Source organism: Mesorhizobium sp. M0239 (genome assembly GCF_040321815.1).
Lineage (GTDB): Bacteria > Pseudomonadota > Alphaproteobacteria > Rhizobiales > Rhizobiaceae > Mesorhizobium.
Genome location: NZ_JAMYSG010000033.1, coordinates 13,550 through 26,269 on the forward strand (window position 1 = coordinate 13,550; position 12,720 = coordinate 26,269).

General features: G+C 63.4%; 11 protein-coding genes and 1 pseudogene. 3 read left to right on the forward strand and 9 right to left on the reverse strand.

The features are described 5' to 3' along the window. Window positions 1-260 precede the first annotated feature (260 nt). From NKI99_RS27745 to NKI99_RS27760, 4 genes are all read right to left on the reverse strand, one after another. Window positions 261-1,211: a CPBP family intramembrane glutamic endopeptidase gene (locus NKI99_RS27745; RefSeq protein ID WP_352612822.1), complete on the reverse strand. Its 951-nt coding sequence runs from the start codon at window positions 1,209-1,211 to the stop codon at window positions 261-263. A gap of 171 nt (window positions 1,212-1,382) precedes the next feature. Beyond that, a complete protein-coding gene (locus NKI99_RS27750) occupies window positions 1,383-1,982 on the reverse strand; it encodes a DUF1236 domain-containing protein (RefSeq protein ID WP_023811326.1) in 600 nt (199 codons plus the stop codon). 63 nt (window positions 1,983-2,045) lie between these two features. Then, window positions 2,046-3,143 (reverse strand): zinc-binding metallopeptidase family protein, encoded by a 1,098-nt coding sequence (locus NKI99_RS27755; RefSeq protein WP_128304288.1) that lies wholly within the window; start codon window positions 3,141-3,143, stop codon window positions 2,046-2,048. A 177-nt stretch (window positions 3,144-3,320) separates the two neighbouring features. Further along, window positions 3,321-4,571, reverse strand: coding sequence for a flavin monoamine oxidase family protein (locus tag NKI99_RS27760; protein ID WP_352555592.1), 1,251 nt, complete (start codon window positions 4,569-4,571; stop codon window positions 3,321-3,323). Window positions 4,572-4,712: 141 nt separating this feature from the next. Here NKI99_RS27760 and NKI99_RS27765 point away from each other — a divergent pair, with 141 nt between their 5' ends. After that, entirely contained in the window at window positions 4,713-5,510 is a 798-nt protein-coding gene (locus tag NKI99_RS27765; protein ID WP_128304286.1) for a lytic murein transglycosylase, read from the forward strand. A 71-nt stretch (window positions 5,511-5,581) separates the two neighbouring features. Here NKI99_RS27765 and NKI99_RS27770 read toward each other — a convergent pair whose 3' ends face one another. Both NKI99_RS27770 and NKI99_RS27775 read right to left on the reverse strand, forming a co-directional pair. Next, entirely contained in the window at window positions 5,582-6,103 is a 522-nt protein-coding gene (locus NKI99_RS27770) for a hypothetical protein (protein WP_352612824.1), read from the reverse strand. A gap of 5 nt (window positions 6,104-6,108) precedes the next feature. After that, window positions 6,109-7,332 (reverse strand): argininosuccinate synthase, encoded by a 1,224-nt coding sequence (locus tag NKI99_RS27775; protein ID WP_352612825.1) that lies wholly within the window; start codon window positions 7,330-7,332, stop codon window positions 6,109-6,111. 296 nt (window positions 7,333-7,628) lie between these two features. Between NKI99_RS27775 and NKI99_RS27785 the strand changes: the two are divergent. Both NKI99_RS27785 and NKI99_RS27790 read left to right on the forward strand, forming a co-directional pair. Further along, window positions 7,629-9,705 (forward strand): annotated as a pseudogene (locus tag NKI99_RS27785) (putative bifunctional diguanylate cyclase/phosphodiesterase). A gap of 125 nt (window positions 9,706-9,830) precedes the next feature. Beyond that, window positions 9,831-10,472 carry a LysE family translocator gene (locus NKI99_RS27790; RefSeq protein WP_127296353.1) on the forward strand — a complete coding sequence of 214 codons (642 nt, stop codon included), beginning with the start codon at window positions 9,831-9,833 and terminating at the stop codon, window positions 10,470-10,472. A gap of 6 nt (window positions 10,473-10,478) precedes the next feature. Here the strand turns inward: NKI99_RS27790 and NKI99_RS27795 are convergent, their stop codons facing one another. From NKI99_RS27795 to rlmN, 3 genes are read right to left on the reverse strand one after another with little or no spacing between them, the layout of a single operon-like run. Further along, the gene (locus tag NKI99_RS27795) at window positions 10,479-10,958 is read right to left on the reverse strand and encodes a hypothetical protein (RefSeq protein WP_352612829.1); all 480 of its coding nucleotides are present in this window, start codon (window positions 10,956-10,958) and stop codon (window positions 10,479-10,481) included. Then, entirely contained in the window at window positions 10,958-11,407 is a 450-nt protein-coding gene (locus tag NKI99_RS27800; protein WP_023811318.1) for a hypothetical protein, read from the reverse strand. The genes NKI99_RS27795 and NKI99_RS27800 overlap by 1 nt, the downstream gene beginning before the upstream one ends. Then, a complete protein-coding gene (gene rlmN, locus NKI99_RS27805; RefSeq protein ID WP_023811317.1) occupies window positions 11,404-12,639 on the reverse strand; it encodes a dual-specificity RNA methyltransferase RlmN in 1,236 nt (411 codons plus the stop codon). Before rlmN ends, NKI99_RS27800 begins: the two co-directional genes overlap by 4 nt. Window positions 12,640-12,720 lie beyond the last annotated feature (81 nt).

Genomic DNA, 12,720 nt, shown 5'->3' on the forward strand with positions numbered 1-12,720 from the left:
GGCATCCGGATGATGCCCGAGAGGTAATGCGTTCGCGCCCAGTGTCCAACCAAAAGCCAAAACCAAAAAGCACCCGGGGGCGCTCAGCGCTGCCGGGTGTTGGCCTCCAGGATCGATTTACAGCACTTCACCTCAAAGAGGCTTCGGCGTCCTGGTCGGCTTGCTCGGAGGGATACTCGTCGCGGAATTCGGGGCGTGTAGACAGGAAATCGGACACGGAGTCAAGACAAAGACCGGATTGCGTCGTTCCCGGCCTGCAATCAGGCCGTGCTCGCCCGGTCCGGAAATTCGGCGGCAACCCTGAGCGGCGAACGCGGATGTAGAAGCAGCACGATGGTCAGCAGGCTGCAGGCGATGCCGATGAAGGCGATGAGAACCGCATCCGACGTCGCCCAGCCCGGTCCTTCGAGCGGCCTGGCATTGAACAGGGCGAAGGAATTGTAGCTTTCCTGATGCGAGATCAAGAGAAACCCGGTCAGGTTGTTGCCGAGATGAGCACCCAAGGCGGCGCCGAGATTGCCGGTTGCGTAGACGACAAGTGTCAGCAGCAGCGCGAAAGCGGCGATCGACGCCAGCACGCAAGCATTGATGGCTGGTGACGAACTCGCACTCCAATGCAGCGAGGTGAACAGCAGGGCCGGCAGCAGGGCCCAGACGAATGGGCTCGTGAACCGGCTGGCGAGACCGCGCAGCAGGTAGCCGCGAAACAGCAGCTCTTCCGAAGAGGTCTGCACCAAGGTAAGCGCGGCGATCGGGATCGCAAACACCAGCCAGGATGACAGGCTGATCGGGCCACGCGTGATCTGCGGCTGCAGCAGATAGAGCAGGATTTCGGATATGAACGACGTGATCAGCACCGCGATCAGCCCTTTGAGGAAGCCGGGCCATGAAACTCGTCGGCTGTTGCCGAGCAGCGCCGACAGCTTCTCGCCATGCACCCAGCGCATCGCGACCCACAGGCCGATCCAGATGCCGGCAAACGAGACGAGCGCGGTGAGGATGCCGAGGGGCGAAGCGAGGAAGCCCTGAATGCCGGATGATGGGGTCGCCTGCCAGGCGATGAAGGCATAGGTGCCGCCGACCAGCACGGCCACGGTGGTTGCTGCCCAAAAAAGGACCACGATCCCCGTTCCGAGCAACAGGCGCGGTAAGGTCGTCCTGGAGTTCGGCGAATGCCTGTAACGCTCGAAGGCGGCCGGATCGATGGTCACGCGGGCTCCCTTCCCAAAGTCATCGCCTGTTGACTAACCGATGGCCGGGAAAATCGGAATGGTTTTCCGCAAAGACTAAGCCAGAGCAAAGTCGGCGCAGGAGAGCGCCGCGCGGCAGCGCCGCCTGCTGGCGGCCGCTGCTGTCGCTGCGGCCGCTTGTGCCGCTTGTCGTCAGCGAACGACGTACATGATGCGTCGGGTCTGCGGATCGATCAGCGCCCGCTGGCCGTTCACATAGACATAGCGGTAATTGTAGTCCGGAATCTCGCGCAGCTCGACGGTGTCGGGCAGGGTCGCGCCGGTCACCACTTCGCCTTCGAGATAGATGGGATCGAGGCGATGCGTGTCGACATAGGTGCGGACTTCAGCCGGGGGCGAAGGGAAGTCATCCACGACCGGATCGCTGGCGATGATCGCGCCGGTATAATCGGTCGAGTAGTTGCCGATGTCCTCCGGCGGCGAGACGACAGCAACGCTAGAGCGCCGTTCCGTCAGCACCACCCGGCTGCCGCCTATATCGGCCGTCACATAGTCGGAATAGACCCAGCCCTGGCCGCCGGCCTCGGCTATGGTGCACCATTTGCTGTTTTCGATGCAGCCATTGAGCGTTGCCGACTGACCGGCGGCGAGCACGCCGATCACAGGATATTGCGGGCCAGGCCCGGCGCGCACGTTAAGATCGGTGACGGCTGAGACGGCGGTATCGGCAAACGCGGCGCCCGACATCACGGTCAGCATTCCGGCTACCGCAGGAAACAATAGGGATTTCATGGTTTCTCTCCGTTTTCATGGTCCCTCGGCAGCGAAAACGGGGCAGCAGCTCATGCGTTCCCGCTAAAGCGCCTGCGCCAACTCACGATTTGTTCCGTGTTCTTTCGGCAAATCGGTCAGAAGTTCGTGAACGAATTCCAATTTCCGCGCCGTGACGTCCGAAATGACAAAGGGGTAGAGGTCGGGCAGACCCATGCAGCGGTTGATCGAATTGGAGGCCTCCGACAGCACCAGCCAGCGGGCAAGGATCTTTTCGAAAGGCTCCGGCGCGGCCGCCGGCTCCGAGGGTGCCGCCTGCAATTCGCCGCCGGTGTCGCCGCGCGGCAAGTCGTTGGCCTCCACCGTCTCCAGCCGGCCGAGTGGAAAGTTCAGTGCGTGCACCATTTCCAGCGTATCGGTGATATGCAGGTGGTGAGCCCAGGTCTCGGCCCAGTCCTCCCAAGGATGCGAGGTCGCATAGGCCGAGATGTGGCCCTGCTGCCAGTCGGGCGGCGCACCATCGGCATAATAGGCCTTCAGCGCTTGTTCGTAATCGGCGCGGTCATCGCCGAACAGTGCGCGGAAAGCTTCGAGCCTGTGCGGATCGTCGCGGATGAGGCGGTCCCAGTAATAGTGCCCGAGCTCATGGCGGAAATGGCCGAGCAAGGTGCGGTAGTTCTCGCCCATCTCGACGCGCCGCTTCTCGCGCTCGGCCGAATCCGCCTCGGCGACATTGAGCGTGATCAAACCATTGTCGTGGCCGGTGAGGATCCGCTCGCCACCAGGGCCGCCGCCGATCGGATCGGCGAGGAAGTCGAAGGCCAGGCCGACCTCGTCGGCAGGAGTCTGCTTGGGGACTACCGGCAGCCCGAAGGCCAGCAGCGAGTAGATGGCGCGCTTCTTCGCCGCTTCGACACGGATCCAGCGGCGGCGGTTGCCGTCGACGGAGAGATCCGGGATCAGCTGGTTCAGCACGCAGGCGCGGCAAAAAGCGTGACCCGGTTCCGCCATCCAGTTGCAGGCGCATTCGTCGGCGTTGGTGCACTGGAAGACGCCGTCGACGCCCGCCAGCGCAAAGCGCGCGTGCTCGGGATCGTAGAGCACCGGGTTCCCGCAGTTCAGGCACTTGGCGTTCTCGAAATAGATGCGATGGCCGCAATGGGGGCAGTCGAAGAGTTTCATGTCGGTCTCAATTCACCGGAGGTGACATAGATGTTCACGGCGGCCCGTGCCCAACGCGAACAGCCGCGCGGCGTTCCGCATTTTGTCGAACTTGTTGGAACATAATCTCTGCAGAACGAGGTTTCGCAAAGCGAAGACCAGGTTCCACCTGTCGTTGGTTCCGTCCTTCGGTTCGGATCATGTCCTCGCCGCAAGCTGGGTGACAACCTGTCTTGCCACCGCTTCGCCCGACAGCCGTGCGCCGCCGCAGGTCTGCATCAGTGGACCGGCCAGGTGCTCGCCGGCGAAGAAGATCTTGTCGGCCACCGGCTGCATGAGTGCGGCGCGCGCCAGTGAACGGCCGGGGCGAGCGGCGGCATAGGCACCGCGTACGAAGCGCTCGCCGCCCCAATTGGTCATCATGGCGCGTCCGACATGTTTGCGCGTATCGCCGCCGAAGATGCCGCACAGCCGGTCGACGACGAAGTCGATGCCGGCCGCCTCGCCGGCCGCCGACATTTCCCAGGCGAAATCGCCGCCGACGAAGCCGACCATCAGATCGAGGTCGAACGGGAAGCACAGGAAATAGATGTCGTGCCTGGCCATCCGTTCGATCAGCAGGTCGTCGAAGGGCTGCAGCCCGAGCCTGGTGCCCGATATTTCGACCGGCAATTTGGTCAGCATGCCCATCGGCAGGTCGAAGAAGGCGCCGAAATGCGTGTCTGGCAAGGCCGGCGAGAACGCGATCTCCTCGAAGGCGAGCACCGCCGGCGAAGCGGTGACGATCACCGCCTTGGCGCGGACGGTGCCGCGATCGGTGACGCAGGCGACGCCCGGCACGTCCCACAGGATCTTGCGCACCGGCGTCGAAAGTTCGACCGGCACGCCGGCGCCGAAACGCGCCACCAGCGCGCCAAGGCCCTCCTTGCTGAAGTAGTTCGGGTCGAGATCGGCAGCGGCCTGGAAGTCGAGGATCGAGATTTCGTCCTCGTCGGCACCGAAATCCATCGGCCCGGCGAAGGTGGCGGCGGCGCGCGGTGCATGGCCTTTGGCCAACAGCGCCGAAAGACGATCGTCATCTCCGTCCTTCACTTCATGCTTGGCCAGCAGTTCGAACAGCTTTGCGTCGGCGGCCTTCATGTCGGCTTCTTCCGCTTCGCTCGCCTTGCGCTCGCGGTAGTAGAGATGATCGACGTTCATGTCGTGATGATGCAACGTCCAGCCTGCCGCCTGGGCTTCGGGAAAATAGGGATTGCGGTCGGCCGCATGCAGCCAGGCGCAGCCGATGTCGAAAGGCACGCCGAAATGCTGGTCGCTGGTCCAGGCTCGCCCGCCGATTCGGTCTATCGCTTCGAGCAGCGTGAAGGAAAGCCCCGCCGCCTGCAAGCTCCTGGCGGCGGCAAGACCCGCCGAGCCGGCACCGATGATGACGACATCAACGTCTTGCATGCAGCCCCCCTGCCACAATAATCACTTGATCCTAGGCAAATTCCACGGCATTCGCCAGCATTGCAGCGGTGACAGTGACAAGTGCGCGTTTCGCTGGCAAGTTCGCAATTGGGACGTGATTCAGGCAACCAGGAGATCAACATGGCAATTCTTGCCAAGGGAAAGATGTTTGCAGCGGCCGTGGTGGCGGTGCTTGCGCTGGCGACGGGCGCACAGGCGGCAGCCAGCTGCGGCAAGACCGGCGCCGGCTTCGACGCCTGGAAGCAGGACTTTGCCGCGCAGGCCAGGTCGGAAGGTGTAGGCGCCAAGGGGCTGGCCGCTCTGGCCGGGGCAAACTACGCGACAAAGACGATCTCAGTCGACCGCGGCATTCACAAGGCCTTCAGCGGCTCGGTGGACGATTTCATGCGGCGTCGTGGTGGTGCAGCGATTATTTCCAAGGGCCGGTCGCTGAAAAAGTCGAATGCGGCGCTGTTCTCCAAGATCGAAGCGAATTACGGCGTGTCGCCGGGCGTGTTGCTCGCCATCTGGGGTATGGAAACCGGCTTCGGTTCGGCCATGGGCAACCAGAACACCGTCTCTGCCATTTTGACGCTTGCCTATGATTGCCGCCGGCCGGGGTTCTTCTACCCGCATGCCATCGCAGCCCTGAAGCTGGTTGATCGCGGGGCGTTGACAGCCTCGTCGGTCGGGGCCGCGCATGGCGAGATCGGACACACGCAGTTCCTGCCCGGAAACGTCCTGAAATATGGCGTCGGTGGCGGAAACCTGCGCGACAAGAGCACGGCGCTGGCTTCCACCGCCAACTTCCTCAAGGGGCATGGCTGGCGGGCGGGCGCGAGCGCGAGTGCGAATATGGGCGCGATTGCCGGCTGGAATTCCGCGAGCGTCTATCAGCAGGCCATCGCCCGCATTGCCACGGCGATCGACGGCGATTGACGGATCATGCTCCGGGCAGAAGGCCCCGGCTATTTTTGACTTGATCGGAAACCCGGCGCGAATGTCGGGTTTCATTTGATTTCGAGCGTGTAGGAGCAGCCCGCCAGCGTCTTGCCGGGGTGCGACTCGACGGTCGAGACGTTGAGCTTGATGCCCGTGGAGAAGGTCAATCCTTCCGACTCTTCGGTGCTTTGGACAACGACCTTCTCGCCAAGGAATTTTTCCGGCGTCGAAAAAACGGCAATGACATTGAGCTCCCTGGCAAGCTCTGGCGCCGCAATGCCATCGAGCACGGCCATCGGCCCGGCTGCGGTAAACACGATCGATCCCGTCTCGCGGTTGAACACGCGGATTTTGGCCGGCAGTTCGTATTGGCTGAGAAACGGATTGCCCGAGGCAACCTCCTTCCAGCCAAGCGTTTCAACGGCACCTGGTGCGCTGGACAGCCACAGGGCAAAGTCGTTGTAGGTCGGAACGTCCGCCCTGCACTCGATCAGGGCCGGAAGGTCGAGAGAGGCGGGGTCGAACTCCTGGCCGGTGGCCGGCGTCGCCAGAACAACCAGCGGCGCCAAGCAGCGACCGAAACCGCGCATCCGCGCTACTTGGTGCGGCTGCGCGCGGCCAGCGTCCTTAGCCTCAGCGCGTTGAGGCGGATGAAGCCGGCGGCGTCCTTCTGGTCGTAGGCGCCGCGGTCGTCCTCGAAGGTGACCAGCGCATCCGAATAAAGCGTCTTCTTCGACTTGCGGCCGGTGACCATGACATTGCCCTTGTAGAGCTTGAGGCGCACCGTGCCTTCGACGTCTTCCTGGCTCTTGTCGATCATCGCCTGCAGCATCAGCCGTTCGGGCGCGAACCAGAAGCCGTTGTAGATCAGCTCGGCGTAGCGCGGCATGAACTCGTCCTTGAGGTGGGCGGCACCTCGGTCGAGCGTGATCGATTCGATGGCGCGATGGGCGGCGATCAGGATGGTGCCGCCTGGTGTTTCGTAGACGCCGCGCGATTTCATGCCGACGAAGCGGTTCTCGACCAGGTCGAGCCGGCCGATGCCATTGTCGCGGCCAAGATCGTTGAGTGCCGCCAGCATGGTCGCCGGCGACAGGTTCTTGCCGTTCAGCGCGATCGGATCACCCTTCAGGAACTCGATCTCGATCTCGGTGACCTTGTCCGGCGCGTCCATCGGCGAAACGGTGCGCTGATGAACGAATTCCGGCGGCTCCACCCACGGGTCTTCCAGCACTTTGCCCTCGGAGGACGAATGCAAGAGGTTGGCGTCGACCGAGAAAGGTGCGTCGCCCTTCTTGTCCTTCGGCACCGGGATCTGATGCTGCTCGGCGAAATTCATCAGGTCGGTACGCGACTTGAACGTCCAGTCGCGCCACGGCGCGATGACCTTGATATCGGGGTTCAGTGCGTAAGCTGAAAGCTCGAAGCGAACCTGATCGTTGCCCTTGCCGGTGGCGCCATGCGCGATCGCGTCGGCGCCGGTTTCCCGGGCTATATCGACCAGATGCTTGGAGATCAGCGGCCGCGCGATCGAAGTGCCAAGCAGATAGGTGCCTTCATAGACGGTGTTGGCGCGGAACATCGGGAAGACGAAGTCGGCGACGAATTCCTCGCGCACGTCGACGACGCGGATGTCCTTGATGCCCATCATCTCGGCCTTGCGACGGGCCGGCTCGAGTTCGCCGCCCTGGCCGAGATCGGCGGTGAAAGTCACGACTTCGGCGCCGAGTTCAGTCTGCAGCCATTTCAGGATGATGGATGTGTCGAGACCGCCGGAATAGGCGAGCACGACCTTCTTGACGTCTTTGGCCTTGGACATTTCTACTCCGTCGATGGCGGACGCCCCAGCCTGGGCGTCACGGATTGTCGCAGCGCCTTTTAGCAGGAACGGCAGAGCGAGCAAGCACGCGTGCATGCATGGCTTCTGGTCCAGCGCATGGCCGGTGGCCGCCGGCAGCGGAAACAACCTGCTGCAATCAAAGGCTGCATTTGCCGGAAGGACTTAATCAAGTTTTCACGCCGTGCCGCTAACATTCGCGACAAAGCCGTCTCGACCATTTCGGGCGGCTTCTTGCCTGCCTTGTCGCGGGTGTCCTCGGGCTCGGGCCGTTCTTGATGCGCGTTATATCATGCATCGCCATGGAGCATAATCTGTGGCTTGTCCTGCTGGCGGCACTGATGTGCGTCACCGGCTGCTGGGTGACGATCGGCCTCTTCGACCGTTCGAGAAAAACCACCGGCGTGCAGATGAAGGGCTGGCTGTTCCTGACCGCGGTCGCCGCCGGCTCGTCGATCTGGTGCACCCATTTCATCGCCATGCTAGCCTACCAGCCCGGCGCGCCGATCACCTTCGATCCGGTCCTGATCATGGCATCCCTGGTCATCGCCATCGCCGGCACCGGGCTGGGTTTCACCCTCGCATCCGGCAAGAGCCGGCGCCTGGCCCCGGAATGGGGCGGCGTCGTCGTCGGCCTGGCGATCTCGGCCATGCACTACACCGGCATGATGGCCTATCACGTTGCCGGCATCGTCGAATGGGACGGCCCCTATGTCGTGGCCTCACTGGTCATCTCGGCGGTGTTCTCCGCCCTGGCCGTCGGCCATGCCGTGCGCCGGCCATACCGCTGGTCGCACTATCTCGCCATCGGGCTGCTGGTGCTGGCGATCGTCGGCCTGCATTTCACGGCTATGGCCGCGGTGGCGGTGACGCCGCTGTCCTTCATCAGCACAGGCACCAATCCCGATATTCTGGTGGCAATGGCGGTCGCCGTCGCCGTGGTGGGCCTGATCGTCGCGGCTACCGGCTTCGCCAGCTATCTGATCGATGAGCGTGGTCGTTTGGAGAGCTTCGAGCGGCTTCAGCATCTCGCCCTCAACGACGCCCTTACCGGCCTTCCCCAACCGGGTCTCCTTCAACGACCGCCTTGACCATGAAATCGACCGGGCATGCGAGGGCGAGGACACTATGACGGCGGTCATCGTCATCGATCTCGACCGCTTCAAGGAGATCAACGACCTCAGGGGGCATGCGGCCGGCGACCAGGCGCTCAAGATCGTCGCCCGCAGGCTATCGAAACTCATCGGCGAGGGCGAATTCGTCGCCCGGCTCGGCGGTGACGAGTTCGCCGCGATCAAGCGCTTCAAGGATCAGAAGGACCTTCTCGGGCTGGTCTCGCGGCTGGAGAAATCCCTGTTCGAGCCGTTGCGGCTCGACGATTTCGAAATCGCCGCCGGCGCCAGCATCGGCGTCGCCGTCTATCCGCGCGACGGGGCCGACCGCGAGCGGCTGGTCAGCAATGCCGATCTTGCCATGTACCGGGCGAAGAACGACGTCACGCGAGCCGTCTGCTTCTACGAATCCGCCATGGACGAGACGGCGCGGGCGCGCCGTGCCTTGGCCACCGACCTTCGCCAGGCGATCGACCGCGGCGAGCTTTCGCTTCACTATCAGGTGCAGACCTCGGTCCCGACCGGCGCTACCTGCGGCTACGAGGCGCTGCTGCGCTGGACCCATCCGGTGCACGGCATGATCCCGCCCGCCGAATTCATCCCGATTGCCGAGGAGAACGGCTCGATCATGGCGATCGGCGAATGGGTGCTGCGGACCGCGTGCCGCCAGGCGGCCTCGTGGGACAATGGCCACAAGATCGCGGTCAATCTGTCGCCGGTGCAGTTCGCCCATGCCGATCTCGCCAAGCTCGTCCACCAGATACTGGTCGAGACCGGGCTGTCGCCGAAACGCCTGGAGCTGGAGCTGACCAAATCGACGATCGTCGCCGACAAGGTGCGGACGCTGCATGTCCTGCGCCAGATCAAGGCGCTGGGGGTGACCATCGCGATCGACGATTTCGGCACCGGCTATTCGTCGCTCGATACGCTGCGCTCGTTTCCGTTCGACAAGATCAAACTCGACCGTTCATTCATGGCTGACGTCGAGCGAAGCCCGCAGGCCAAGGCCATCATCCGGGCGGTGCTGACGCTGGGCCGCAGCCTCGACATTCCGGTGCTTGCCGAAGGCGTCGAGACGCATGTCCAGCTCACCATCCTGCAGGTCGAAGGCTGCAACGAGGCGCAAGGCTATTTCCTCGGCCGGCCCAAGCCGATCGACCAGATCACCGGGGACGCCGATGTCCGCAACGATCAACTCGTCGCGGAGGAGCCGGCGAGGATGCGGCTGAGCAGGCAGGCATAGGACGCCGCGGCCGGCCGTCCAGCGAATGCCGTGCGGACGCCTGCTGGATCGAGATCGGGTCGCTGCTGTGTCTGGCATCGTCATGGCGCATCCTGTATAGGCCTCGCAATCCCTTGGGGCCGCTCATGTCGTTCATTCCAGACACCACCACGCTGATCCAGTTCGCCATCGCCACGGTCATCCTGGCGATCACGCCGGGGCCGGACATGACCCTGTTCGTCTCGCGCACGCTGAGCCAGGGCCGTGCCACCGGCTTTGCCTCGATGGCTGGCGCGCTGTGCGGCACGCTCATCCACACCACGCTGGTGGTGGTCGGCGTCTCGGCGCTGATCGTCGCCTCGCCGATGGCTTTCTTCGTGCTGAAGATCTTCGGCGCCGGCTATCTCGTCTTCCTGGCCTGGCAGGCAATCACCAGGGGCTCGGCATTTTCGCCGGAGAAGAAGACAGGCCCCGAGATTTCGCTGTTGCGCAGCTGGGCGGCGGGCCTCGGCGTCAATCTGCTCAACCCGAAGATCATCCTGTTCTTCATGACCTTCCTGCCGCAGTTCGTCTCCGCGCATGATCCGAACGCACCGGGAAAGCTGTTTTTCCTTGGGCTGATGTTCATCGTGCTGTCGGTGCCGGTGACGGTGCCGATGGTGCTGGCGGCGGAAAAGTTTTCGGCGGCGATGAAGGCCAGCCCGCGCGTCACGCGGGTGGTCGACTATCTGTTTGCCGGCGTGTTCTCCGCCTTCGCCCTCAAGATCCTGACGGCCCAGGCGAAGTAGGCGCCGTCATCCTGTCCGGCCATCCTCTTTTGAGCCTGGTTCGCCTTGCCACCAGCTTGCGGCCCAGCGCCCGGCGCTGAGCCAGTAAAAGATACCACCGACCATGCCGCTGCCGATCACGGCCATGATGGCGCTGGTGTCCCTGACGATGAAGGCGGTGTCATCGCTGCGGTCGGCAAGCCCGAGGAAAACACCGGCAACCACCGCGCCTGCCAGCGCATAGAACAGCCAGTCGCGCCGGCCCAGGATTTCGGCAAGCAGGATGACGACAGAGGCCGGCATCAGGGCGAAATAGGCGACGAACAGGGCGGCGAAGGGAATTGAGAAATACAGGGAAGCCGTCGCCGTCGGGTGCGCATGTTCCGGCGTGTAGCCGAGCGATGCCAGGAACAGGATGTTGAGGAAGGCACTCGCCGCCAGCGAGGCGACGGCATAGCCGAACAGGATGACAGTGAAACGGACGAGGTAGCCGACGAGACGCGCCATCAATCCCGGCCCAGATTCTGTCGCGTGCCGGACCTGCGTCCAGCCAGAAGCCAGTAGACCGAACCGGCGGCGATGCCGGCGGTGGCGAGAAAACCCAGAAAGCCCGGATTGAAGACAAAGCTGCTGGCCGAGCGCGGCATGGATACGCCAAAGGCGATGGACGTGATCGCACCGGTGGCGGCGAAGTAGAACCATCCCCGAAGTGAAAACCGTTCGGCGACAAAGAGCGCCGGGCCGACGATCAACAGCGCGCCGATCGTTACGGTCAAGACGGCGAGCGGGAACGAGCCCAGCCAGTCGAAAGCGAAAATGATGGACCAGTTGCCGTCTTCGATGCCTTCCAGGAGAGCGATCAGCAGCACCGGCACCAGGATCGAGGTCAGCACCGCGGCGACATAGCCGACCGCCATGATGGCGAAGCGTTTTAGCCAGGCGAAGGGGCGGCTCACGCCTCGCCGTGCCCCGCTATCATCATCGCTTCCAGCGCCAGCCGGTCGACCTTGCGCATGCGCTCGGAGTCGGATTTGAGCTGGCCGCAGGCGGCGAGAATGTCGCGGCCGCGCGGCGTGCGGATCGGCGAGGCATAGCCGGCATTGTTGATGTAATCGGCGAATTTCTCGATCGTCTCCCAGTCCGAGCACTGGTAATTGGTGCCCGGCCACGGGTTGAACGGGATCAGGTTGATCTTGGCCGGAATGCCCTTGAGCAGCTTGATCAGGCCCTTGGCGTCCTCGATGGAATCGTTGACGTCCTTCAGCATCACATATTCGAAGGTGATGCGCTTGGCGTTCGACAAGCCGGGATAGGCGCGGCAGGCGGCGATCAGCTCGTTGAGCGGATACTTCTTGTTGATCGGCACAAGCAAGTCGCGCAGATCGTCATTGGTGGCGTGCAGCGAGATCGCCAGCATGACGCCGATCTCCTCGCCGGTGCGGAAGATTTCCGGCACGACGCCGGAGGTCGACAGCGTGATGCGCCGCTTCGACAGGGACAGGCCGTCACCGTCGGAAGCGATCAGCAGCGCCTTCTTCACCGCTTCGAAATTGTAAAGCGGTTCGCCCATGCCCATCATGACGACGTTGGACACTTTGCGGCCCTCGGCCGGCACGATGGCGCCGTCGGGCGTGTCGCGGTCGGGAAAATCGCCGAGCCGGTCGCGGGCGGTGAGCAGCTGGGCGAGGATCTCCTCAGCCGTCAGATTGCGCACCAGCTTCTGCGTGCCGGTGTGGCAAAACGAGCAGGTCAGCGTGCAGCCCACCTGTGACGAGATGCACAGCGTGCCGCGACCCTCTTCGGGAATGTAGACAGTCTCGATCTCGACCGGCCGGCCGGCGCCGCGCGGCGGAAAGCGGAACAGCCACTTTCGCGTGCCGTCGGCGGAAATCTGCTCCTCGACGATCTCGGGCCTGGCGACGGTGAAATGCTTGTCGAGCTCGGCGCGCAGATCCTTGGAGATGTTGAACATGCCGGCGAAATCGGAGACGCCGCGCACATACATCCAGTGCCACAACTGCTGGGCGCGCATTTTCGCCTGGCGCTCGGGCACGGTGCCTGATGCAACCAGAGCCTCGGCGAGCTCGACCCGCGTCAGGCCGATCAGCGACGGCTTTTCGGGCTGTGCCGCGCGGGCACGCAACGCGTCGCGGGCGCCGTCAGTGGTGAGATCGAATGAAAGGGTCATGGTTGCACTGATATAAGCGGTTTGCGGCCGATTTCACGCATCGTGCCGGAAAGGAAGCGCGGCGCATAGCACAGGTTGAAG

Bases quoted from the DNA above. Each gene is read 5' to 3' on its own strand.
- NKI99_RS27755 (WP_128304288.1), bottom strand. From the start codon at position 3,143: ATGAAACTCTTCGACTGCCCCCATTGCGGCCATCGCATCTATTTCGAG.
- NKI99_RS27795 (WP_352612829.1), bottom strand. From the start codon at position 10,958: ATGGCGCGTCTCGTCGGCTACCTCGTCCGTTTCACTGTCATCCTGTTC.
- NKI99_RS27770 (WP_352612824.1), bottom strand. From the start codon at position 6,103: ATGCGCGGTTTCGGTCGCTGCTTGGCGCCGCTGGTTGTTCTGGCGACG.
- NKI99_RS27775 (WP_352612825.1), bottom strand. From the start codon at position 7,332: ATGTCCAAGGCCAAAGACGTCAAGAAGGTCGTGCTCGCCTATTCCGGC.
- NKI99_RS27765 (WP_128304286.1), top strand. From the start codon at position 4,713: ATGGCAATTCTTGCCAAGGGAAAGATGTTTGCAGCGGCCGTGGTGGCG.
- rlmN (WP_023811317.1), bottom strand. From the start codon at position 12,639: ATGACCCTTTCATTCGATCTCACCACTGACGGCGCCCGCGACGCGTTG.
- NKI99_RS27760 (WP_352555592.1), bottom strand. From the start codon at position 4,571: ATGCAAGACGTTGATGTCGTCATCATCGGTGCCGGCTCGGCGGGTCTT.
- NKI99_RS27790 (WP_127296353.1), top strand. From the start codon at position 9,831: ATGTCGTTCATTCCAGACACCACCACGCTGATCCAGTTCGCCATCGCC.
- NKI99_RS27750 (WP_023811326.1), bottom strand. From the start codon at position 1,982: ATGAAATCCCTATTGTTTCCTGCGGTAGCCGGAATGCTGACCGTGATG.